General features: G+C 44.8%; 23 protein-coding genes and 1 other RNA gene. 7 read left to right on the top strand and 17 right to left on the bottom strand.

Annotated elements, in window-relative coordinates; translation table 11 throughout:
- Positions 1-267 precede the first annotated feature (267 nt).
- Complete coding sequence (locus tag AACT52_RS03835; protein WP_073636120.1) at positions 268-1026, top strand: GNAT family N-acetyltransferase; 759 nt, start codon at positions 268-270, stop codon at positions 1024-1026.
- 54 nt (positions 1027-1080) lie between these two features.
- Here AACT52_RS03835 and AACT52_RS03840 read toward each other — a convergent pair whose 3' ends face one another.
- Positions 1081-3171, bottom strand: coding sequence for a chromosome segregation ATPase (locus tag AACT52_RS03840; protein WP_073636121.1), 2091 nt, complete (start codon positions 3169-3171; stop codon positions 1081-1083).
- A gap of 158 nt (positions 3172-3329) precedes the next feature.
- Positions 3330-4235 (bottom strand): Hsp33 family molecular chaperone HslO, encoded by a 906-nt coding sequence (hslO, locus tag AACT52_RS03845; RefSeq protein WP_073636122.1) that lies wholly within the window; start codon positions 4233-4235, stop codon positions 3330-3332.
- Between the two features lie 421 nt (positions 4236-4656).
- Here hslO and AACT52_RS03850 point away from each other — a divergent pair, with 421 nt between their 5' ends.
- Complete coding sequence (locus AACT52_RS03850; RefSeq protein ID WP_073636123.1) at positions 4657-5040, top strand: hypothetical protein; 384 nt, start codon at positions 4657-4659, stop codon at positions 5038-5040.
- A 58-nt stretch (positions 5041-5098) separates the two neighbouring features.
- On the opposite strand, the gene AACT52_RS03855 is transcribed toward AACT52_RS03850, so the two are convergent.
- Positions 5099-6313, bottom strand: coding sequence for an HhoA/HhoB/HtrA family serine endopeptidase (locus AACT52_RS03855; protein ID WP_073636124.1), 1215 nt, complete (start codon positions 6311-6313; stop codon positions 5099-5101).
- A gap of 309 nt (positions 6314-6622) precedes the next feature.
- Here AACT52_RS03855 and AACT52_RS03860 point away from each other — a divergent pair, with 309 nt between their 5' ends.
- Both AACT52_RS03860 and menH read left to right on the top strand, forming a co-directional pair.
- Positions 6623-7024 (top strand): metal-sensing transcriptional repressor, encoded by a 402-nt coding sequence (locus AACT52_RS03860; RefSeq protein ID WP_073636125.1) that lies wholly within the window; start codon positions 6623-6625, stop codon positions 7022-7024.
- Positions 7025-7108: 84 nt separating this feature from the next.
- A complete protein-coding gene (gene menH, locus AACT52_RS03865) occupies positions 7109-7951 on the top strand; it encodes a 2-succinyl-6-hydroxy-2,4-cyclohexadiene-1-carboxylate synthase (protein ID WP_073636126.1) in 843 nt (280 codons plus the stop codon).
- A 167-nt stretch (positions 7952-8118) separates the two neighbouring features.
- Here menH and AACT52_RS03870 read toward each other — a convergent pair whose 3' ends face one another.
- The 3 genes from AACT52_RS03870 to AACT52_RS03880 all read right to left on the bottom strand — a co-directional run bounded on the left by AACT52_RS03870 (position 8119) and on the right by AACT52_RS03880 (position 10270).
- Positions 8119-8358: a YXWGXW repeat-containing protein gene (locus tag AACT52_RS03870; RefSeq protein ID WP_083630794.1), complete on the bottom strand. Its 240-nt coding sequence runs from the start codon at positions 8356-8358 to the stop codon at positions 8119-8121.
- Positions 8359-8793: 435 nt separating this feature from the next.
- Positions 8794-9423: a glycoside hydrolase family 24 protein gene (locus AACT52_RS03875; RefSeq protein WP_198941102.1), complete on the bottom strand. Its 630-nt coding sequence runs from the start codon at positions 9421-9423 to the stop codon at positions 8794-8796.
- A gap of 187 nt (positions 9424-9610) precedes the next feature.
- Positions 9611-10270, bottom strand: coding sequence for an SDR family oxidoreductase (locus AACT52_RS03880; protein WP_073636129.1), 660 nt, complete (start codon positions 10268-10270; stop codon positions 9611-9613).
- 245 nt (positions 10271-10515) lie between these two features.
- Here AACT52_RS03880 and AACT52_RS03885 point away from each other — a divergent pair, with 245 nt between their 5' ends.
- On the top strand, positions 10516-11199 hold the full coding sequence (locus AACT52_RS03885) for a DUF1997 domain-containing protein (protein WP_073636130.1): 684 nt from the start codon (positions 10516-10518) through the stop codon (positions 11197-11199).
- A 61-nt stretch (positions 11200-11260) separates the two neighbouring features.
- Here AACT52_RS03885 and AACT52_RS03890 read toward each other — a convergent pair whose 3' ends face one another.
- Entirely contained in the window at positions 11261-11731 is a 471-nt protein-coding gene (locus AACT52_RS03890) for a DUF4079 domain-containing protein (protein ID WP_073636131.1), read from the bottom strand.
- Positions 11732-11894: 163 nt separating this feature from the next.
- Here AACT52_RS03890 and AACT52_RS03895 point away from each other — a divergent pair, with 163 nt between their 5' ends.
- A complete protein-coding gene (locus tag AACT52_RS03895; RefSeq protein WP_073636132.1) occupies positions 11895-13178 on the top strand; it encodes an ankyrin repeat domain-containing protein in 1284 nt (427 codons plus the stop codon).
- Between the two features lie 115 nt (positions 13179-13293).
- Here AACT52_RS03895 and AACT52_RS03900 read toward each other — a convergent pair whose 3' ends face one another.
- Positions 13294-14454, bottom strand: a complete 1161-nt coding sequence (locus AACT52_RS03900; RefSeq protein ID WP_073636133.1) for a DUF3466 family protein — start codon at positions 14452-14454, stop codon at positions 13294-13296.
- A 373-nt stretch (positions 14455-14827) separates the two neighbouring features.
- On the opposite strand from AACT52_RS03900, the gene AACT52_RS03905 reads away from it, so the two are divergent.
- Positions 14828-15298, top strand: a complete 471-nt coding sequence (locus tag AACT52_RS03905) for a cobalamin biosynthesis protein (RefSeq protein WP_073636140.1) — start codon at positions 14828-14830, stop codon at positions 15296-15298.
- 33 nt (positions 15299-15331) lie between these two features.
- Here the strand turns inward: AACT52_RS03905 and AACT52_RS03910 are convergent, their stop codons facing one another.
- The 9 genes from AACT52_RS03910 to AACT52_RS03950 form a co-directional block, all read right to left on the bottom strand.
- Positions 15332-15685, bottom strand: a complete 354-nt coding sequence (locus tag AACT52_RS03910) for a phage holin family protein (RefSeq protein WP_073636134.1) — start codon at positions 15683-15685, stop codon at positions 15332-15334.
- Positions 15686-15967: 282 nt separating this feature from the next.
- Entirely contained in the window at positions 15968-17287 is a 1320-nt protein-coding gene (locus AACT52_RS03915) for a peptidoglycan-binding domain-containing protein (RefSeq protein ID WP_073636135.1), read from the bottom strand.
- Positions 17288-17390: 103 nt separating this feature from the next.
- A complete protein-coding gene (locus tag AACT52_RS03920; RefSeq protein WP_073636136.1) occupies positions 17391-18674 on the bottom strand; it encodes a M16 family metallopeptidase in 1284 nt (427 codons plus the stop codon).
- 168 nt (positions 18675-18842) lie between these two features.
- Complete coding sequence (locus AACT52_RS03925) at positions 18843-20093, bottom strand: M16 family metallopeptidase (RefSeq protein ID WP_073636137.1); 1251 nt, start codon at positions 20091-20093, stop codon at positions 18843-18845.
- A 454-nt stretch (positions 20094-20547) separates the two neighbouring features.
- Positions 20548-20732: non-coding RNA, 6S RNA (gene ssrS, locus AACT52_RS03930), on the bottom strand.
- A gap of 60 nt (positions 20733-20792) precedes the next feature.
- A complete protein-coding gene (locus tag AACT52_RS03935; RefSeq protein ID WP_073636138.1) occupies positions 20793-21950 on the bottom strand; it encodes a 5-(carboxyamino)imidazole ribonucleotide synthase in 1158 nt (385 codons plus the stop codon).
- Positions 21947-22297 (bottom strand): pentapeptide repeat-containing protein, encoded by a 351-nt coding sequence (locus AACT52_RS03940; protein WP_233154215.1) that lies wholly within the window; start codon positions 22295-22297, stop codon positions 21947-21949. Before AACT52_RS03940 ends, AACT52_RS03935 begins: the two co-directional genes overlap by 4 nt.
- A gap of 3 nt (positions 22298-22300) precedes the next feature.
- Positions 22301-22435, bottom strand: a complete 135-nt coding sequence (locus AACT52_RS03945) for a hypothetical protein (protein ID WP_339374966.1) — start codon at positions 22433-22435, stop codon at positions 22301-22303.
- A 154-nt stretch (positions 22436-22589) separates the two neighbouring features.
- Positions 22590-23030 carry a diguanylate cyclase domain-containing protein gene (locus AACT52_RS03950; protein ID WP_272937148.1) on the bottom strand — a complete coding sequence of 147 codons (441 nt, stop codon included), beginning with the start codon at positions 23028-23030 and terminating at the stop codon, positions 22590-22592.
- Positions 23031-23110: the final 80 nt, after the last annotated feature.

Consider the following 23110-nt stretch of genomic DNA (forward strand, 5'->3'; position numbering starts at 1 on the left):
AGTTAATAAAAAGCCGCCACTAAACGGCGGGGCTTTAAACCCCATTTTTCGGTAAGAACCCGGAGTAAGGTACACCAAAGAAATAATGAACCACAGATGGACACAGATGGACACAGATAAATAATTACTTCATTCAATTGAGTTGCGCTATATAACCGGCAGGAAGTTCGTAGTGAGGACTTTAGTCCTCTTTAGTGATTAAGCTAGGACTGAAGTCCTTACTACAAATAAGTTTTATTATGGGCAATTAAGCGAACATGATATTATATGGACTCTCAGATTCAGGCATACCTGCGATTTGCGGCAAGCTGCCAACGCAGCACAGAGCGAATTGGCCCATTCCTGGGAACCTTTAGCCCCCACAATGACAACCCGTTCCTCAACTACGCTATTCCCGATGATGTCGCCACACCGTCGTCTGCTGACGTTGCTGCTCTGATTACCGCTTACGAACGACGTTCGCGGATACCACGCCTCGAATACATTGCGCATCTCGCACCAGCTGTTGAGGGCGCGCTGTTAACTGCTGGCTTCGTCGTTGAGGGGCGTCTTGAACTCATGACCTGCATTCCTGGTTCAGAGCAGATTCTGCCCTTGCCTCCAGATATCGAATTGGTCGTGCCAGTCACTGACGCGGAACTACTTGCCACCGTCGCAGTTCAAAATGAAGCCTACGGCGCTCCCCCGCCAGATTCTGATGCTGTCGCACGACTTCGGGCGAGTCTGGCAGCAGGACAGATTGCAGTCCTTGCGCGTGTCACGGCGACAGGCGAACCCGTGGGAGCTGGGGTGTGTTCTGTGCCGGATAGTGGGATGACAGAGATTGCGGGTATCGGCGTCCGTGTTCCCTTCCGCCGACGCGGTGTGGCAGGCGCGCTGACAACCCGGCTAGTGCGTGAAGCCTTCGACGTGGGTGTTTCCGTCGCTTTCCTAATGGCGGCTCATGAAGCAGAAGGGCGGATTTACATACGGGCAGGATTCTCCCCAATGGGAGAAATTCTACACATTTCACGTCCGCATACGTAGGTTGGGTTACTCAGTGGTATGTCTGTGCAAATGTCAATAGGGTTCAATTAAGAATTACTGCCCTTCGATAGTCGTTGGTTGCTCAGGATAAGATTCTTGTGCAGGTTCTTGTGGATATTCTTGTGGAGATTCTTGTGGCTGAGGATTGAGGTATTCCCGCCATGTTCTAATTTGTTCTCTGGCGGCGCTATAAGCAGCAGTTCCTCGTGGAATTAGCCTGGCTGTCTCAATCGCTCTAGGAATATCAGATTCTCCTTGAGCGCGGGCTATGTCTAACAATTGCTCACTCCATTGGTCAATAGCGACATTAGCATCACCGCGTAAGGAACTACCATCGGGTAGTCTATTTGCGATCCTAATTGCCTCTGCCAAAGCTTCTGGAGTCCCAGTGACTGCGACTTCCCGCGCTTTCTTCCAGTTTTCTCTGGCACGAATTTGCCCTTGCCAGTCATCTATTGCGGCTTGCGCTTCACCCGAAAGTGCTCGTCCTGAGGCAATTTGTTGGGCTGTTGCAATAGCAGAGGGTAAATCGCCAGCGTTAGCTAAGTCTTTTGCCCGATCCAAGTAGGGTTGGTCTTCAATACGTTGAATCTTTGCCGTCCAATTTGCAATTTTTGTGCGTGCTTCTCGATACAATGCACGACCCCGCCGGATTTGACTTGCCTCGGCGATCGCCGCTTGTAGAGAGTTCACGTCCTCAAGCATTGCTGCCTGTTCAGCACGATCTAAATACGGACGGTCTTCGATGGTCTGTATTTGAGCAACCCAACCACCAATTTCTTTTCTTGCTTCTTGTCCGCGAGGGTTGTTAGCAGGAATTTGTTGTGCTTCAGCAATAGCTGCTGCGTAATCGTTAATTGAACCAAGACTTGCTAGTGATCTTGCTTTCTCCAAATGGGCGACATCTTGAATTTCTAGTTGCCAGCCTGCAATGAGTGTTTGCGCTTTTTCATACACTGGTTTGGAAGCATCTATTTGTTGAGCTTGGGCAATTGCCTCCTCTAAACCGGAAGCCGTCCCTAACCATGCATTCTTTTGCGCTTGTGCTAAGGTAATAAAGCCCTCTGTTTCGGACTGCAACTTGGTACTGAGAGGAATTTTTTGGGCTATGGCGATCGCTTCGTCTGCGTCCCGTCGATCCAGCTTTGCCTGTGCCAACTCCAGCATTTTGCGTCCAAATTCTGGAAGAACTTCCTGAGCTTTTTGATAAACGTAACTGTCCGGCTGAACTGACTCTGCCAGTTGGATGGCTTTTAGGAGATTATCTACTCCTCTATTTTCAGCGAAACCTTTCGCTTTTGCTAACTTATCACCATCTTCGCGCGCACTCACAATCAGACGGTTCAACTGGTCGTACTTAGTCGTTGTCCAATATTCATTCTTCACACGCAACAATCTGGCGGCTAGCATAAATGCTTGGTGCCAGTTCTGTTCGCGCAGTTGAGCTTCTGCTTCTTTATAGGTGTCTTCGGCTTTCGACCATGTGGACTGCCATTTAGAAATTTGCTCTTGTGCTAATTGATAAGCAGATTCCTCTTGCGGAACCTGCCGAGCAATTTCAATCGCTTCGTCTAGCCGACCAGCCTGGAAACTCTGATCGGCTAGTTGCAGAATATCGCGTGACCACTCTTCTATCAAACGGTCAATCTCTCCACGAAGCGGGTGATTTTTTGGCAGTTCCTTCACGAGGGAGATCCCTTGTAGAAGGTCTTTCACCGTCTGCTTAGAAGCTGCTAGTTGAGCGCAATGCAACCGCACCGACGCACTTGCTAAGGGCCAGAAAATCGCTGGACAGTTTGGTGCAGATGGCAGCTTGAGTAACATCCCTGTCGCCATGAAGGCGATCGCCCCAGGAACCAACGCTAACAATAACGTCCACAACACCCAGCTTTTGGTCCATTTGGGCAATTTCCAACTACTTCTACTGTTTGAAACTATTTCTTTTGGATCGTTTTCTACTGCTATTTCTTCTGAATCACTTTGTTCGGAGCGTTTCACGACCTGCTTGAAAGTAGAACCAGTAGCTGGGACACCAGACGCATGAGTTCCACTAAGTTGTTGCTTTCGGGATGCTCTAGTCATATTATTATCTGGCTCTCTTGCTTCGCCTGGTAACCAACTTTCTGGTATGTCCCGCTGTGTCATCTCTCACACCAAAATAATAGAATAGCGATCTGTTATAGATCCAAACTTTTGCCCTTGCCATAGTAACTTTCTGTGTTACCAAAAAGCTACTTGTTGCACAATCATATTTCCTCCACTTATACCATGTCTTCCCTTTTCTTAAAGTACTGTTTTATACTTTATACCCTTGCTGAAGCCTCTGCTTGTAAATCTACAATAAGTTGAGCCAAGTCATCTCGACTTGCCTGGTAAACTGTACCACAAAAATGGCAAGTTGCCTCAGCCCCATTATCTTTGACAATCATGTCTTGCAGTTCTGCTTCACCCAACATTTTCAATGCTCCTAGTACGCGGTCAAAGGAGCAACCACAGTGGTAGCGTAGAATTTGGCTTTCGGGAAATATAGTAAGCCCCATATCTCCCAGTAGGTCTTGAAAGATGTCTGTTAATGATTTGCCTGCTTGCAACAAAGGTGTAAACCCTGATAATCCGGCTACCCGTGATTCCAAAGTTTCCACTAGGGCTTCGTCTCTAGCGGCTTTCGGCAGAACTTGCACCAGTAACCCTCCAGCAGCAGTCACCCCGCTTGCTCCTACAAAAACCCCTAAAACAAGAGCTGAAGGTGTTTGTTCCGAAGTAATCAGGTAGTGAGCTACGTCGTCCCCAATTTCACCAGAAACGAGTTCTACCGTACTGGAGTATGGGTACCCGTATCCTACATCGCGGACAACGTAAAGAAAACCGTTACCAACTGCACCGCCAACGTCAAGCTTACCTTTGCTATTCGGAGGCAGTTCCACATCTGGATTTTCTACATAGCCCCGTACTGTTCCATCTAACCCTGCGTCTATCAATATACCACCCAAAGGTCCATCGCCTTTCACCCGGATATTGACTCTAGACCCAGATCGTTTCATACTAGAAGCCATCAACAAGCCTGCTGTCATGGTTCGACCCAGTGCAGCCGTTGCCACATAGGAAAGCTTATGACGTTGTCGTGCTTCTTCTGTCAAGCGTGTGGTAATTGCACCGACTGCACGAATTCCGCCTTCAGCTGCTGTGGCGCGAATTAATTGATCCGCCATGAAAAAAACCTATGCCTTTAATGTCTTAGCGAAATTCCCTGCTTTTTGCATGGGAATGATAGTTATCTTAGTATAACAAAACTTAACTTAAACATATGTGTAATGAGTGAGCTAGAATCATGCCATCAAGCAAGCGAAGCTAACAATTAAGCTGAAGTTTGTCAACCTAAATAAGGTTAAGGCAGAGATGTTTGCCGAGATAGAGCAAGAAAATACTCGCGCGCGCAAATGAATTGCTATCTATGTGCCTATATGGAAAGCGCTAAAGTGAATATATATCCTGTAAGGGATGTGGGCTAGAACTAAGAATCCCTTGTATAAAATGCATGGGAGTCTGAAATTAACTCATAATTAATAAATAGTAATTTGTAATTAGAGAAGCAATTACGAATTACGAATTACAAATTACAAATTACGAAAAATGCTGGGTAATTATCAACAAAGCCAAATACGGATAGAGGTTGATGCATCCCTCACTGCAATTCACGACAGTCTGCTGCGTCCGAAGGAACTAGAAAAGTGGCTCCCTTCAGGTCGCTTTGCTACCGCAATGCCAGAAGAACTGCATCCTGGATTCGAGTTTACCACCCGGATTGGACCAGTTTCGATTCATCATCAAGTAGATGTGGCACGTCCCAACTGCCTGCGTTTGTTGCTGAGTCAAGGAATAGACGGCTTTCACGAATGGTACTGGGGAGAAGGTTGGGTGCAGTCCCGCGTAGAGGGAGTGACAATTCTACCTCTTTCTTTGGGGCAAACTCTGAATTTGCTGAGTTTGCGTCAGTTTCTGACAAAAGGACGTTGACAAAAAAAACCCGGTTTCTAAATAAAAGAAACCGGGTTTCTATCAAAGTCCAAGATTTTTACGAAGCATTTTGCATTTGAGCTGTGCGTACTGATAGCTGTTGTGTCCGGTTGCCCCTCTGTACTTTCAACTGTAATTCCTGACCAACACGGCTAGCTTCCACAATGTCAAGCAACTGTGCGCCCTTAGTGATGCGTTGTCCATCAACCTGAACAATCACATCCCCTGGACGTATTCCCGCAGCAGCTGCTGGGGAGTTGGGTACCACTTGCCTGACCAAAACACCATTAATTTCTGGCAACTGAATAGGAGAATTCGGGTTAGAGTTGAATTGCTTTGCTAGTTCGGGCGTTAACTCTTCCATTTGCACACCGATGAATGGATGAGCAATTGTTTCTCCTCGTTCTAGTTTGGTTGCGACTGTTTTAGCTTTATCTATGGGAATGGCAAACCCAATACCCATAGCGTCGCCACGAATGGCTGTGTTAATGCCAATGACTTCACCTTGACCGTTCAAGAGTGGTCCACCAGAGTTACCGGGGTTGATAGCGGCGTCGGTTTGAATGAACTCTAAGCGCTTGTCGGGAATACGAACTTCGGCGCTAGAACGTCTGAGGGTACTGACAATTCCTAGGGTAACGGTGTTATCTAATCCTAATGGGTTACCGACTGCGATCGCCCAGTCACCCACCTGTACATTATTTGAAGAACCCAAGGGTGCAACTGGTAAATCACCACCAGCATTAATTTTGACCACTGCCAAATCCGTCACTTCATCCGCGCCTTGTACCTTTCCTTCAAAGCTGCGTCCATCCTTAAGGCGGACTGTCACCTTATCAGCCTTGTCCACCACATGGGCATTGGTCAGAATTAACCCACTCTTATCAATAATAAAACCAGAACCAAGACCGCGTAATTGCTCAGGAGGCAACTGCCCTTGGAAACCGTTACCAAAAAACCGCCGGAAAAAGGGATCGTCAAAGAACGGATCAGAGCCACGTCGGGTAATTGTGCGTTCAGTATCTATCCTGACGACTGCTGAACCAACGCGATTGACTGCTGCTGTGACAAAGCTACTACTACCAATAGCACCAGTCGCGGGTGATTGCCTCTGGGCAACGAGTTGTGGAGATTCAGCAGCCACGGAACTTGGTGCAGGTTCTGCTTGGGAGGGTGAGACTCGCAAAGTACCAACAGTTAGCAAAACTCCCAAAATTATGGCTAACACATGAGTACTTAGTTGGCGTATTGACCGGGGTAGTTTGGATCGCATAACCACAACCTAATGTTTCAGCCGAATTGTTGTTTAATCGTGAAAAATCTTTCTATAACTATTTTTGCAGGTTTGATGAGAATCACTGTTGATTGACGTTCGCTGATTGTTCCAGGTTTCGTTTCCTCTGCCTAATCCTCCAAATCTAGGATTATGTAAGTTATTTATGATTAGATTTATCAAATTATCAGGTGATATTAGTTATTGTCCCCCACTCCTTCCACTCGCTCTACTGCCCATCCCCCCCCATCCCCTCCTCTCTTCTCTAGGCTAGGATCTTATTTACTGGCAGCACCTCTGTAAAAACCTATGAATGGATCGAACCGATTAACAAAACAGTCCTTACCTACTTCTAAACAGGATAAGGATTTCCTCTTTAACGATACAGACAAAGACAATACACAGCACATTCATAACCATGAAGAGTCGGTTCATTCTCACGTTCATAGCGAAGAGTCTTTGCGGCGAATAGTCAATCGGCTATCACGTATAGAAGGGCACATTCGCGGCATCAAAACAATGGTGCAGCAAAGTAGCCCTTGTCCTGATGTATTACTCCAAATTGCCGCAGTGCGGGGAGCGCTGGATCGGGTGGCGCGAATTGTCCTAGATGAACATTTAACAGAGTGTATTGCTAGAGCGGCAAAAGAGGGCGATATTGAAGTTGAACTGGAACAACTTAAAGCGGCATTGGATAGGTTTTTACCCTAGGGGACTTGTGTGCAATTTGCATTTTTCAAAAAACAGGAGTTAATTTCGTAAATATATGCAAAGCACACCATTTCTAAACTAAATATGATGATTGAAAATTATCAATTTCACTATTCTTTCAGTGGCAATCCAGATAAACCACTGATTCTTTTTTTACACGGATTCATGGGTAACACCCATGAATTTGATCAAGCTATCTCATTACTCTCTCATGAATTTTACTGTCTGGCAGTTGACCTTCCTGGACATGGAGAAACCAAAGTTTTGGGCGGTGATGAGTGTTATACAATGCCAAACACTGCCCATGCCGTAATCAATTTACTAAATGATTTAAAAATTACCAAATGCTTTTTGGTTGGTTATTCTATGGGAGGGAGATTAGCTTTATACCTCACCCTACATTTTCCTCAACGTTTTTCTAAAGTGATTTTAGAATCAGCTTCTCCTGGTTTGTCAACAGAAGCAGAACGAGTAGAACGAGTTAAACGTGATGAGCAAATAGCCAGAAAATTAGAAAGAAGCGTTAATAAGAATGATTTTGCTGTTTTTCTATCCAACTGGTACAACCAACCTATTTTTGGCTCCATCAAAAATCATTCCCAATTTCAGCACCTTATAGAAGTTCGTTTGCAAAATAATCCCATTGAATTAGCGAAATCACTGCGATTAATGGGGACTGGATCTCAACATTCTTTATGGACAAAACTGAAGGAGAATAAAAATCCTTTGCTTTTATTAGCAGGAGAGTATGATGAAAAATTTATAGATTTAAATACAAAAATGACTAAAAATTGTAAATATTGTTTGCTCAAAGTTATTAAGAGTTCTGGACATAATATTCATTTTCAGAATGTCAAGTTATTTGTTGAAAATCTCAAAATATTTTTCGTTGAGGTAGAACCTTTTAAATCTTTTATAGAATTCTAATTAAAGCTTTATTTCATACTTGCTTAGCTTAAAGTTGTTTGCCTTCCCTAAACTTGACCGGTAAGTTGGTTAGAGTTAATGTGGGCATTGCCTCTAACCAGGTATTCGCACCCTTCATACATCCCCTAAGTTAACTAAAAATCGGTCAAGTTGAGCTCAGTTTGCTCCTAGTAACGCTCATAGTGACCAGGAACCCATACCCGGCGGTTTTGTCTTCTCTCCCAATGTGCAGGAACCCACCGCTGCCGTTCAAACCGCTGCCGTTCAATTCGCCTAGCAACTACGGCTCTAGCTGGAACTGTGTGAACGCGAGGGTTTACGATAACCTCGAATGCCGATGCCTGTGTTGGTATCGAGGCAATAACTAATGGTAGAGCAAGCATTGTACCTGCGATAATGCGTTTCATCAATAAATCTCCTTTCAATTATCTTGGATTCAGCCGGTGCAACTTTTAGCCGACTTAATATCTAAGATAGAAATTCACTCTGTCATACAACAGGTATGGAAGTCATAAACCCGACATGACTTTCGTAGGAATCTTGAGTAGGACTAATGTCATGGGTTGGCAGATATTGGAGAAAATGATGAGGACAGCCAACACATATAGCAATCCTCTTTGATTCTGTGAAAAAGGGAAGACAAGGGAGCATCCCAATTTTTTCAAAACGCAAAACAAAGTAGCTCTGATTCACACTCTGTGTTCCTTTGCGCCAACCTCTGCGACCCTTTGCGTTTTAAAATAAACTCAAACATTTGGGATGCTCCCGAAGACAAGGAAGACTTGGGGGAGGTATTTCACAAATCCAAGGGCGGACTGCTATAGAAATGCCTACTGCATTCCTCACACTGATTTTCCAGCCGCCTTTAATTCTTCTTGCAAAATTTTCTGATAAATCTGTGGTAAAGAACGACTCATAGAATTAGTTTCAATACCATATCCCAAACTTGTCCAAGTAGGAGACAGCCGCCGCAAAACTTCTTGTAACTTTCCTTGGCGCAACTGTTGAGAAATATCAGTTCCCCAGAATTGGCGATCGCTCAGCCAGCGGTAAACCACTGCGTCTTGATACTCTGGTTCAAAACTATAAGACACCCAAAACATAAATTGTCCTGGCTTTGGGTGATAGCGAGGAGCTAGATTATACCAGGTAGTATTAATGATTTGATACCTGCCAGCAGCGGTAGAACAATTTCCCTTGTTGGGACCTGTGACAATGGTGACGCATACCTGAGGATGGCGACTGAGGTTGTCAACGTGCTGTCCACCATACAACACTGAATAAGGACGAAAGCTACTTGCTTCACTCGCTGAGATAGTTCGCATTAAAGCGCGGATATAAGGGTCGCCCCCTTTCATAACTAAGGGAGGCTGTTTGTTGCCAAAGGTGGGATCAGAATGCGATCGCAAATCTCCAAAGACATACCACTGCAACAAACATACGAAGCCAAGAAGCGCGGCTATTGGTCCTATGAGTTGTTCAACGCCGCCTTTGCGTTCTAAGCCTTTTTTCAGAGTCCGACTCCTTACAGTTACCTGCTATTGTCATCAAAGTATAACAACAGTGTTCGACGCACTCATTCAGGAAATTTTCACAAAATGAGTCAAAAGTCAATAGCTATTATACTATTAACTTTTGACTCAGTACCCAGTACTTAACTTAGGCGACATTCGCAAAAAGTTCTCCAAAGCTTTTCGCGGGAGTGTTTTCCTTCGCAACAATCTCTACAATTTTATTTTTTGCTGCTGGCTCAAACAATGCCTCAACACAAACCTGGGCGACTTTTTGCCGGGGAATGCTGCCGTCAAACAATGTATCAGCATTTTGCATCACAATTGAGTTGGAGTTATCTTCATTTTTTAAACCACCGGGTCGCACAATAGTATAGTTCAGACCGCTTTTCTGGAGGTATTCCTCAGCTTGCTTTTTCCAAACCAAAATTAGCCAGAACAAGTTCAGTGGATGGAACAATTGAGAAGCAGCCAAAGAAGAAACAAAGACAAAATGCTCAATTCCCTTTGCCTTTGCTGCATCTACCAAATTTTTAGTTCCTTCATAATCCACTTTATAAGGTCCGGTCGGGTCAAAGCTTGGTTTTGCGCCGGTGGCACACAGTAGTACTGTGCTGTCTCCCAAAGCAGCAGTTATGCTTTCTGGTTTTAACACATCGCCCTGCACCAACTCGGCGTCCGCTGGCAAAATACTCCTTGCTTGCTGTACATCCCGCACTAAGGCACGAACGGGAATATTCCGCGCTATCAGTTCTTGTACTATCCGGCGACCTGTCTCACCTGTTGCCCCTGCTACTAATGCTTTCATAATAAGCGCTATCCTAGAAAACTAGTATCTGTTGAGACCAGTCCTGAAGGCGGGTTTCCCGCCGTAGGGAACTGGCGAACCCGAAGGGTTTTCAGTTTTCTATTGTAGAGATTATGTAGAGATTAGATGAACTACATGACAGATGATTGAGATTTCCGCCAAAATGGGGATTTAGTGCGAAACTTTGTCCCTCCGAGGGGAATTCTTGATTTAGACAAATGCTCTCACTATAGAAGAAACGTTTTATGATTTCAAAAAACCAGGATTATCAATCGTTTGAAACAACTGAAGCAGTCTTGTCCGTGACATCGACTCTAGAAGAAGCACCTGAGGCAACCCAACAGAAAGCTGTAGGGACACCAACAAGGTTTTACGGTCGTTATAGCGACTGTATGGAAATGTACGCTGCACCTGAAACCGTTGCAGAATATCTCGATAGTCACGCTTCATGGTTTTCGCGCTGTGCTGAACCGATGAAAGTGGAACCTCTGGGGGAAAATGGCTATGCTTTAGTCATCGGTCGCTTTGGCGCTTTTGGTTATGAAGTAGAGCCAAAAATTGGTTTGGAACTATTACCGCCAGAGGAAGGGGTCTACCGTACCCGTACGATCGCTGTTCCTGACTATCAGCCTCCTGGTTATGATGTAGACTACCGCTCTTCCCTACGATTAGTAGAAAACGTGGTCAACGATGCTTCAATCAGCTTTGGTGAAATGACACGAGTCGAATGGGAATTGGATTTGACAGTCGATATTCACTTTCCCAAGTTTATTCAGCGATTACCCAAGTCTTTAATTGAATCTACAGGCGATCGCCTACTTAACCAAATTGTCCGCCAAGTTTCCCGCCGCTTGACTCGCAAAGTGCAGGAAAATTTTCACCAATCATGTGGTATTCCCTTTCCGATCAATTCCAATAAAAAGCGCTAAGTCAAGAGTCAATAGTCAGGAGAATCCTCTTGACTATTGACTCTTGACTCATAACTAATTACTATGCTTGACTGAGAATTCTTTGGACAATTTCCACGCCACTAAGAGCCTGCCAAACAAATAGACCTAAAAGGGCAAAGTTTAACAAAATATGAGTCATACGCGCCCAATTTGCCCCTTTTTGCATAAAAGGCGACAGAGAAGCAGAGAAGGCAATTAAACTTGTCATACCAAGCCCTGCTAGTAGGTGAGGTCCAACAAACAACTTGCCGTTATTGATGTAGGTGACAGCCATACCACCAACAGCGCCTGTCACCATCAAAGCCAAAAGTATAGAGCCGATTTGGTAGTGTTTAACGTTGTATCTACCTTTTACTAATTCTTTCTTTTGTTCACCCTCAGCATTTCTGGTACGTTGGACTTGCAGTCCTAGGTATGCTGCATATAACGAAAGTAGTAAGAGCGCCCACATTAAGACTGGGTGAAAGAAGTTTGACCAGTATTTTACTGATGGTGAAAGTTCCAAATTCATAGCTGTTCCCCTTATCCTTAAATCTTCATAAAAATTAGCATAACCTAATTGGGAATAGGTAGATGGGAAGATGAGATTGACAGATGAGGGAGATCGGAAAAACTCCACCAGTTGTGATCTCCACCTTCCGGCTCCCAATTAATGACTAATGACTCAATGACTAATGATTAAAAATAACGATATCTTGCTGCTGTCGGCTGCTAAAAATGGTGATATCAAGCAGGTGCATTCACTGTTGAATGCTAATACTGTTGTAGACACGGGCGATCGCGATGGCACTACGCCCTTAATGTTTGCGGCTCATTTAGGCTACACGGAAATTGTGCGATCGCTTCTTGATGCAGGTGCCAACATCAACTTGAAAAGAAAGCGCTATGGGTTGACGGCTTTGATGTTAGCAGCGAGTGCTAACAGTCTTGACATTGTAAAGCTTTTACTCTCTAGAGGTGCGGATGTCAATGCCACGAATGAAGATGGCAGCACTGCCTTGATGGTAGCCGCCCTCAAAGGACACACGGATGTAGTGCAAGCCTTGCTTGCTGCTGGTGCCAAGGTAGATGTCAAAGATAAAGATGAGGACACAGCTTTTGAGGTGGCAGTACGCGCTGGACATACCGCAGTTGTACAAGCAATACTACAAACTCATGCAGATGTCAATGCTCAAGATGAAGAGGGAGAAACCGCATTGATGGTTGCGGCAGACTTGGGACATTTGGAAGTTGTGGAAGCACTGTTAGCAGCAGGGGCTGATGTAAAGCTGCGAAACCTTGATGGGAGTACGGCTTTATCAGCAGCAGCAGCAGCGGGACATAGTGCGATCGCAACAGCAATACTTGCTCACGGTGCTGATGTCAATCTTCAAGATAAAGATGGAGAAACAGCTTTGCACCTTGCTGTGGTAGAAGGTTATACCGATGTGGTAGCAGTCTTACTCAGCCAAAATGCTAATGTGCAAATCAGGAACCATTTAGGAGATACACCGCTACTTTTAGCAGCTTTGCAGGGACACAGCCAAATTGTTGAAGCACTGCTGCGTCAAGGAGCGAATGTGAACGAAAAAAACTTGGGTGAGTTTCCGTTGACACTAGCAGCAACGCAGGGACACACTGAAATCGTGAAGTTATTACTAGATTATGGTGCTGATGTCAATACAAAAGCCGATGATGGAAAAACCGCTTTGATTAAGGCAGCAGAACGCAACCATGTAGGCGTGATCCACCAGCTTGTGGCAAAGCAAGCAGATGTGAATTTGCAAGACTCAGCAGGGGCGACAGCATTGATGTGGGTAGCTTCACGGGGTTATGGCGAGGCGGTGCAATTGTTGCTACAGGCTGGGGCAGACGTGAATGTCAAAAATCAGGGTGGTTATACAGCTTTGATGCTTGCAGAGTTTAATGACTATCCCGGTGTCGTGCGGAGTCTGCGCGTAGCAGGCGCGCAGGAGTAAGAATATTTGTCCGGGTTGGCTCCAGGTGGTTGAGTCGTCATGCAGTTGAAACGGAACTTCCCCCGGTACAAATGTACTCAAATGTCTGGAATGGTCGAAGCAGTGGTGAATAAAATTATTCTTGTAGGGGCTTGTTCTGCGACCGATATAGGCGACCATAGCGGCGACGCAGATAGACTAAACCACCTCCTGCAAGTATGCTACCGCCTGTTGTCAAGGGTTCTGGCACTGGTGTGGATGATTTAGGAGTTAGTAAATAAGCACGATAGTCATATGAACCTGCTCTGCTATAACCGACAATCTGACCTTTGTTATTAATAGCTGTTGCTGTATCCAGCCTTATCCCAGGGTCAATTAGGGTGTTAAGGTCAACCATGCCAGTACTGCTGCTCCACAAAAAGGCGCGACGACCGTTGAAGGTGCTATCTGAACTCCCCACCACCTCTCCTAAATCATTGATATCATTGGCATAACTAGAGTCATTATCGGAAGCAGGATATCGACCTGGCGGCAGACCGAGGTCAACCATGCCAGTACTGCTGCTCCACAAAAAGGCGCGACGACCGTTGAAGGTGCTATCTGAACTCCCCACCACCTGACCTGCATTATTGATAGCGGAGGCAGAACTGGAATTCTTGTTTGGGAGGGTGCCGAGGTCGGTCATACCAGTGCTGCTGTTCCATAAAAAGGCGTGAGATGTGCCATTGCTGGTACTGGATGTCCCCACCACCTGGCTATTATCATTTATGTCAGAGGCGCGACTGGAAGACCCACCTGGGAGGGTACCAAGATCAGTACTACCGGTGCTGCTACTCCATAAAAAAGCGCGATTCTCCCCACCCACCACCTGTCCTGCATTATTGATAGCATTGGCAGCACTCGTACCAAGGGCAGTCATGCCAGTGCTACTGGTCCACAAAAAGCCCTGGCCATCTGAAGACCCCACCACCTGTCCTGCATTATTGATGCCATACGCGTAACTGTCCCTCCCTCCTGGAAGGGTGCCGAGGTCAGTCATGCCAGTGCTGCTGTTCCATAAAAAGGCGCGATTAGGAACAATACCTGAATAACCTACCACCTGACCTGCATCATTAATGCCTAAGGCGTAATTGAAATAAAATTGACCTACATTACCTAAGTTGGTGACATCGTACATTGTTGCTGCCATTGCTGAGGCGTTCATGCCCAATGCCATCACAGCAGCACTGCCAAATAATACTGTTAGCTTTTTGACTTTGGTTTTAACTTTTGTCTTTAAGCTTGTGATTGATGCCATACAACTATGCTCCTGCAGGTGAACTGTGTATTTGGAAATGAGATATAAAAAGACTTACGCCACTTACTCTGAGGGCGTTTTTCTGCTCTATTTCCGTAGTCATTTGCCACACTGGTGTTTTTTGTTGAATTTACAACGAGTGATAGATACACCTGTGTTGACTATTTCACCCTGGCTAAACGTGAAATGTATTTACTTGCGGTAGATTCTTGGAATCAAAGTCTGTATCAAGCTGCTTCAATTTTTCCTAATTATATGGGCTTACGTATGAGTGGCAAAAGTATTGATGGTATTAATACTGTATTTCTTTGCAAAAAAATTACTCAAACTTTATAATTTTAAAATTTTAAGTAAGTATAAATTAAAGAGGCAAATGATGGAAGTAGCAAGCAGCCATCGGGTTTTGTGGGTGGGAATTGGATGCACAAAGGGAACTTCACGACAGTTGATTGAAAGGGCAATTGAGCAAGTTTTTAGAGAAAATCAACTGGCAGAAAGTGCGATCGCAGGTATTGCCACCATTGATCTTAAATCTCATGAAGTTGGTTTAGTGGAACTTTGCCAGCAGCGCAATTTGCCTTTGAAAACCTTTCCCTCTGATGTTCTCAACAAAGTCTCAGTCCCCAACCCATCTAAAGTTGTCGCCAAAGAAGTGAGAACCCCTAGCGTGGCGGAAGCTGCTGCTTTGTGTGCAGCCTCTGAGTTCACCCCCCTAGAGTCTCCCGAGAGTGAGGGAACAACAGAAAAGTTAGGGGAGAGGTTACTAGTTGCTAAACAAATTTTCCGTTTAGATGGGCAACCAGGAGCGGTAACGCTAGCTGTTGCTCAAATGTTACCAAACTAATTGATAATAGACTTCTTACAAAAGTCAATTCTTTCAATCAATTCTTCTTAAAAAATAATTAATAATACTAGAAACTATTGCTAGCACAATTGAACCTAACAAAGCAGCCCCAAAACCACTAATTTCAAAAAGCTCACGGGGAGTCAAGGCGCTTGCTATCAATAGAGTCAGAGCATTGATGACAAATGTAAATAACCCAAAAGTGAGTAAGGTAATAGGAAATGTCAAAATACTTAAAATAGGTCTAATTATTGCATTTACCAGCCCGATAATTATGGCAGCAACAAGAGCAGCTACAAAATTCTTTATAGAAAATCCAGGAACAATATTAGCCGTAATGAGCAATGCTACTGCGGTGCCTAGCCAAGTTAATAAAAAGTGTCTCATAAGTTTTTTTAGAATCTTCTTAGTTTTTATTATTTTTTCTTAAAAAGAATAGACTTTTTAGGCACTGGCATTTAATAATACCTTGTTCTTGGGGGTATCTTTATCGTATTACAACGGTTGGTTTCAATTCAACTTTGCAACGGTTTCTATAAAAATATAGAGCCAATTTTCCAAAAGCTAAAATTTAGCTACTTGGCTAAGATTCCCGACAACTTCTGCGAAGTCGGGAATCTTGTTGTTCACCAATGATTTAGGATTGCTATATTTTGAATTTTGAATTGTTTATCCTCCGCGCCGTCGCATGAGAACCTCCCAAGTTCCTCCACCAACAACACCGTCAGCATCCAAACCATAGCGCTTTTGTAAAGCTATCACCGCAGCCTCGGTTGCTGCGCCAAAATTGCCATCAACATCGCCCTCATTCAAGAAACCGAGCCTTTGCAGTCGTCTTTGCAACTTAGTAACTTCAGAACCACGCGCCCCTAGACGTAAAATCGCTAATCCTTCTGAGGTGTATTGAATTGAAGAGATTTGCTCAGTACGAGTCGTTGAACTAGGACGATCGCTCCCTTGAGTACGAGAAGTTTGCCTAGAACGAGTGGTTGAGCCGCGATCGCTTGGCGAAATACGAGCTGTTTGCTCAGAACGAGTCGCGCCACGAGTAGACGTTGATTGTCGTGTGTACGTCCTTTGTGAACTAGCAGTTGTATTTCGTGTTGCAGGTTTTGGTTCCGGTTTGGAATTCTCTGCTCTGGTGCTGGTCGTTGTATTGCGTGTTACAGCTCGTGGTTCCGGTTTGGAATTCTCTGCTCTGGTGCTGGTCGTTGTATTGCGTGTTACAGCTCGTGGTTCCGGTTTGGAATTCTCTGCTCTGGTGCTGGTCGTTGTATTGCGTGTTACAGCTCGTGGTTCCGGGTTGGAAGTAGCACCTGTGGTGTCGGTGGTTGTCGTTGAAGTTGCAGGTCTTGGTTCTGGTTTAGAATTGTTTCCTCTGATGCTAGTGGTTGTCGTTGAAGTTGTAGATCTTGGTTCCGGGTTGAAAGTCTCAACTGTGGTGTCGGTAGTTGCAGTTGATGTTGTAGATCTTTCAGAACTAGGAACAACAACCCTATTGGTGTTGGAAGTCCCAGACGGAACAGGAAACCTGCTTGTGTTGGGTGACGATCCAGAAGACGCTACCGTTGGATCGTTTGGAAAGAGTCTTTGCCAAGTCGTTGCGTCAACAACGCCATCTGCTTTCAAACCCGCAGCTTGTTGAAAGCGGGAAACAGCGAGGACGGTACTTTCGTTATAAACCCCATCTACTGTCCCTGTGTAGTAGCCTAAAAGTTTTAAAGCTGCTTGAAGTTCCGTGACACGTTCTCCTTTGCTACCAACTTGCAGAGTCGGACGGTTGATGGCTTCAGGCGAAGTTGTCTGTGCGATTTGTTGTGGTTGAGCTGCAACCGATACTGTAGCAGAGAAGCCAAGGAGTCCAGACACAGCACAGTACAGCAGTATTTCAACCCCGAACAAGGATTTATACCTCTGCTCCCTTTTTATTCCACAGCAATTTACGGACGGGTTGAGAAACCCTAAGTCACTCAAGATACTTGTTTTCATGCTGCCTTTCATGGAAATTGCCCCTGGGTAATCTCATGCTAATACACTTATCGGTAATTGGTGTATAATGCAACTATTATAGTTGCGGTATTCTCAATCTTTATTAGGAATTGAAATACACAATTGCACTATTCACCGCTTCCTCTTGACCGACTAATGACACATAAGGTTCCCGTAAATATCGGGAAGCAGCCGTCATTGCATCAAGAGCAGTGACAGAGGCAATTGTTTCCTGAAAGTTGTGATCAAAATCAATTCCTAGTCCCAAAATTTCATACCAGCCATATAGCTGAGCGATTTGCGCGTTGGTTTGTTTGCCCAAGGCGTACTGCCCTAGTATTTTGTTTTTAGCCGCTTGGAGTGCATCTTCCTCTAGCTGCGTGGTGAATAGTAAGTCAACTTCTGTCTGCAAACCAAAAAGGGCTAGCTGGGTATTTTCTGGTGCTGTACCCATGTAAACAACAAATGATGCTGGAAAGAGCCGTGTTGGGTAAAATGCAGATACCTCGTAAGCCAAGCCGCGTTTTTCGCGCAATTCCACAAACAAGCGACTGGAAAGACCATTTCCCAAGTAAGTAGAGAGCAACTTCAATGCAGCGTAATCAGCAGATAGCACCGATGGTCCCAAATAACCTAACATGACGATGGACTGCTGTGTCTGTTGGGGCTTAATTTTGATTTGGGGTTTAACGTTGAGTTCTGGTAAATCTAGTTTTTGCACCGGCTGAGTTGCGTGTTGCCAATCTCCAAAAACTCCTTCCACAAGAGCGATCGCATTTTCTGGTGTGATTCGTCCAGCAATACTAATCACGACATGATCTGGACGGAAATAAGTCTGATGGTACTGCACTAAGTCTTTCCGAGTTAAGCTGCTCATTGTGGCTTCATTTCCCAATGCCGACCTTGCATAAGGATGGTTTTGATACATGGCATCCCGCAATTGGTCAAAGGCAATGGTAAACGGCTGCTCTTGTTGCGAGCGAATATCTTGTAGGGCAATACGGCGTTCTAGTTCTACCTCTGTTTCTGGAAATGTCGGCGATCGCAAAATCCGTGCCGCCAAACTCAAAATTTCTGCAAAATCTGACGTGACTGTCTTCAACGACAGCAAAAAATAATCAGTAGCGGTATCTGCGCCCAAACTCGCCCCGACAGACTCGACTTGTTCTGCAATCTGCAAACTCGAAAGTCCCTCGCAGCCTTTTGTAAGTACCGTTGATAGCAAATGTGCTAACCCAGCTTGCTCCTGGTTTTCATAACAACTCCCAGCCCTGATAAAAATCCGTGCTGCAACAATATCCGCAGCCGGATTTTCTGCCACCAGCACCACAATGCCATTGTTCAATACAGTGCGATGAATATGCGATTTTTGCACAGATGTTGTCATTTGTCATTTGTCCTTTGTCATTTGTTATTTGTCCTACCTTTCCTTGTCCCGTCGGAGACGCTACGCGCAATTCATAGCCTGTCCGCAGGGTTTACGGTTCCCCTACGGGCGTCTATGTCTTTTGTCATTTGTTTTTGCTACTAATAACTCATGACGAATGACTCATGACTAACAGGGTTTGAGTACTGTAACCGCGTAATGATTGGGTGAAAGATACTCTTGTGCTAATTCTTGCAGTTTTTTTGCACTATAAGATTGAATTTGCCAGGGATAAGTCACTGCTAATTCAGCTTGGGCGATGGTGTTATAGTATCCATAAAGCCCTGCAAGTTGATTTGGTGTCTCGGTTGAGAAGGCATAATCGTTACACAGCAACCGTTGACAGCGTGTTAATTCCTGCTCACTTATTGGGTTCGATATTAAATCATTCAAGTGAAGGCGAATTAACGATTCCACCCGTTCTACATTTTCTGGTTCTAACCAGGCTGTAATTGTAAATAAACTTGCGTCTCGTTGCAGTGAAAAATTACTGCAAATACCCTGTACCAATTGCTGCTCTTCGCGCAAATCGCGCACTAAACGGGAAGTCCGCCCTTCCGCCAGTAATACAGACAGCAAATCTAAACCATAGGAAGTGCAAAGTTGTTCTACTCCAGGTGCAGTCCACGCCATTAACAACCGCGCCTGTTCTAAACGAGGCAAATGAAGTTCTTGACGGCGAATTCCAGCTATCACTGGTGTCACTTCTTTTTTTTCCGGACAATCACAGCAGCGATCGCCAAAATGAACAAATGTTTTTTTGACTAATTTCACAGCAGATTCTTCGGGTATTCCGCCGACAATCACCACCGTCATGTTTTCTGGTTGGTAGTGATTGCGGTGAAAGCAGCGCATGATCTCTGGAGATTGCTGCATCAATTCTTGCTCACTACCTAACACAGAACGTCCATAAGGATGATGTTGGTAGACACTAGAGATCAGAGCGTGAAATCCTATCCAATCTGGATCATCATGTGATTGACGAATTTCCTCTAGCACAACATCCCGTTCGCGGCTAAATTCATCTTCTGGTATTGCCGCATTGAGTAGCAACTCTGCCAAATGAGGCAAAGTATCTTCTAGATGCACCGCAGCTGTGGTGAGAGAGTAATGGGCGTAATCGTGGCTTGTCGCGGCATTGGTTACTCCACCCCGATTTTCAATCTTCTGATCAAATACCCCTGGCGCTAGCGTCGCAGTCCCTTTAAAAATCATATGTTCCAAAAAGTGAGCCATACCGAAGCACGGTTCTTTTTCTAAGTGGGCACCTGCACGTACCCAAACATCTGCCACAACTACAGGGGTAGTAGGAATTTCTTGATGAATCAAGGTTAAACCGTTGTCTAGTTTGAAAACCGAGGCTGGAAACGCGGCATTCATCAGGTTTTTTAACAATTTTTTACAGCTTTTACCAAAATTTAGCTTAATTGTTGCGATTTTAACTCTTATTGGTATCTTGATTAGGATGACTTTACACAGATTTTCCTTGACAAGATAGGAACATTATTTATAAATTATGAAGTCTAGAACAAGCTTATGGATGTGTAGATCTGCACAAATGCATATAAAGTTTGTTTACTTATCATATTTTATTTTTTCATAAGTTGCTATTTGACCAACAAGGGGTGTTAGGGCGTAGGGCGGTGGGGTGTAGGGGAAATGCACAGTCCTTTCACCCAACACGATACAAGCCCAAGGAGCTGCGCGTTCTGGGGTTCCCCTATACCCTTACACCCTTACACCCTTATACCCCTACACCCGCCTCCGTTGGGCATTGACTCATTTTAATAATTAAAGCTCCCATGTCGTAATTGACCAAGGGAGCTTTATATTTTTGTCGACCGCGACGCCGTTTTACCTAAGTTTATGACCTGGATAAACCAGGTGGGTACCGATGTCTCTCGTTTAAAGTTTCCGGGTACTTAGCCCGGTCTACTGCCACGAGAATTGTTTGGTTCCCTTTTCTTTTCGGACATAGATCAAAAAACTTTATGGCAGTCACCAACGTTGCAGTGCAACAAAACTATTATAGCTTTCAAAAATCTGTTGTGTGTGCCCAGATGAAAATTTTTGGCATATTTAATTCCGATACCAGATAGATTCTATATTTCGGGCGATGCTCGCCATAGCCTGCTCTCGATTGTGACTATCAAGCAAAACGGTGACGTGTCCTAGCTTGCGCCCAGGACGCGATTGAGTTTTCCCGTACCAGTGAACGTGTGCTTGAGGAATTTGCTCTATTTGCTGGCGCTTGCTCATATAATCACTCTGGGAAATTTCATACCCCAAGAGGTTAACCATAACAGCACTCGGGCAAATCATGGCAGTGTTACCTAACTCCATACCACAAACTGCTCGCAGATGCTGCTCAAATTGAGAAGTCACGCAGGCATCCATAGAGAAATGCCCTGAGTTGTGGGTGCGCGGTGCAACTTCATTAACCAGCACCTTGTCATCTGGCGTAAGAAATAACTCTATGCCAAAAACTCCCACAGCTTGGAGACTATTTAGTAAAGTGCGGGCAATCTTTTCTATTTCAACAGCCACCTTTGGTGAAATATCAGCGGGTGCAATAACTCGGCGACACACCTGTTCTTCCTGCTGGGTTTCTACAACTGGGTAAATGACAACTTCGCCACAAAAAGAACGCGCCGCAATGACTGCTAATTCCCGTTCAAAAGGAATATATTCTTCTAAAAGAAAATTTTCTTGACTTTCGACAGTTTTTATGTTAAGAGATTCTAATTTTTGCTTTAAACTTTCTATTTCCTTGATTATAAAAGTCCCCTGACCGTCATAACCGTGGCGTCGGGTTTTGAGAACCACAGGAAAGCCCAGTTGGCTGAAAGTGGCATCATCTTCAGCAAAAGCCAAGTCTAAAGCGACAAATCGAGGAACGGGTAAACCCAAATCGCGTAAATAGCAGCGTTGGTGATATTTATCTAAAAGCGGAGTCAAAGCTTCGAGTTGAGGGCGGAAGCAAACGCCTTGTGCCAACTTTGATAAAGCTTCTATGTCAACAAACTCGTTTTCAAAGGTGATGACATCGCATTTCTTAGCGAGTTCCGCCGTAGCGTTAGCATCATCCACAGGGGCAAAAATGTTCTCTACTGATATGGATACAGCTGGATCGTTGATGCTAGGAGTTTGTACCACCAATTCTACTCCCAACTTCTTTGCGGCATCTGCCATCATCCATGCCAATTGTCCGCCACCAATGACACCAACACGCTTCATCGACACCCCAAGGAATTACGAGTTTCCACGTTAGTTTTAGAGTTTACGCCACTTGCTTTTTGGCACAGTTCCTTAATTTGCGCTTTATCTAGAATTGCGTCAGTAAAATCTGCACCAGTAATATTTACATTATTAAATGTAGCGCGGAACAAGAGAGCTTCTTTTAAAACAGCATCGCTCAAATCTGCCCCTGTTAAGTTTACCTGATCTACCATTGCATTTGTTAAATCTGCTTTGTGCAAATTAGATTTCGTCATTACAGAAGCACTCAAAATTGCTCCTCGCAAGTCAGCGCCCGTGAAGTTAGTCAGTTCCATATTAGCGTTAGAAAACTCTGCGGCTTGCAAACTTTAACCAGAAAAATCGCGATTTGTCAAGTCTGCATTGCTAAATGACATAGGATGAGTCCAGTCTGCCAGTGCAGGGGAGGCACAAAACAAGACACTCATGAGCGAAAGTACAGCCGCCAATCGCCGCCAAAACATATTGATTAGCCAGTTTGGTGTTTAGATGCTGCCTTTAAGCTTAGCACCACTATGTTACAAGACTTTAGAGTGATAGAATCATATCAAATCCGTTTGTATAGGAATGATTTCTCCTTCCTCTCTCTGGTGCGCCCTCAGCGTCTCTGTGGTTTTTTTATAATTCAGATGCTACCGGATTTGATATCACAACGCGATTGCCCTTTAGGGTACTGGCACCTGTGCAATCGCCTTGGGCGGGGCGTAGCCCATCGCCCTTTGGGTGGCTTCCAGAGGAAGCATCGCGCCCCAAGATCGGGACAAAAGCGCGATCGCATTCTTCCTGCTTTGCCTGCTCAACAGATGAGTGGGCTATTGTCAGGAGATCAGATGCAGATAATTTGGCAGAAGGAATAACACTTACAACTCCTATACTAAGCGTGACGAATTTACTGACTGTTGAAGCAGCATGGACTATGCCTAGGGCTTTTACAGAAGCTCGAATTGTTTCTGCTACCAGCCAAGCTTCTTCTGCATCAGTTTTTGGCAAAATGATCGCGAATTTCTCACGATCATAGCGGGCTATCATATCCGTTGCTCGCCGCTTGCAGCTGCTAATCGTTTGACACTCCCCGGCCTGCCATGCGCGGGGATTCTTGGTTCACAGGCAGAACTTGCTCAGGCAGACTTGCGTCACTC

Origin of the sequence: Scytonema sp. HK-05, assembly GCF_963872035.1 — a bacterium.
Lineage (GTDB): Bacteria > Cyanobacteriota > Cyanobacteriia > Cyanobacteriales > Nostocaceae > Kalymmatonema.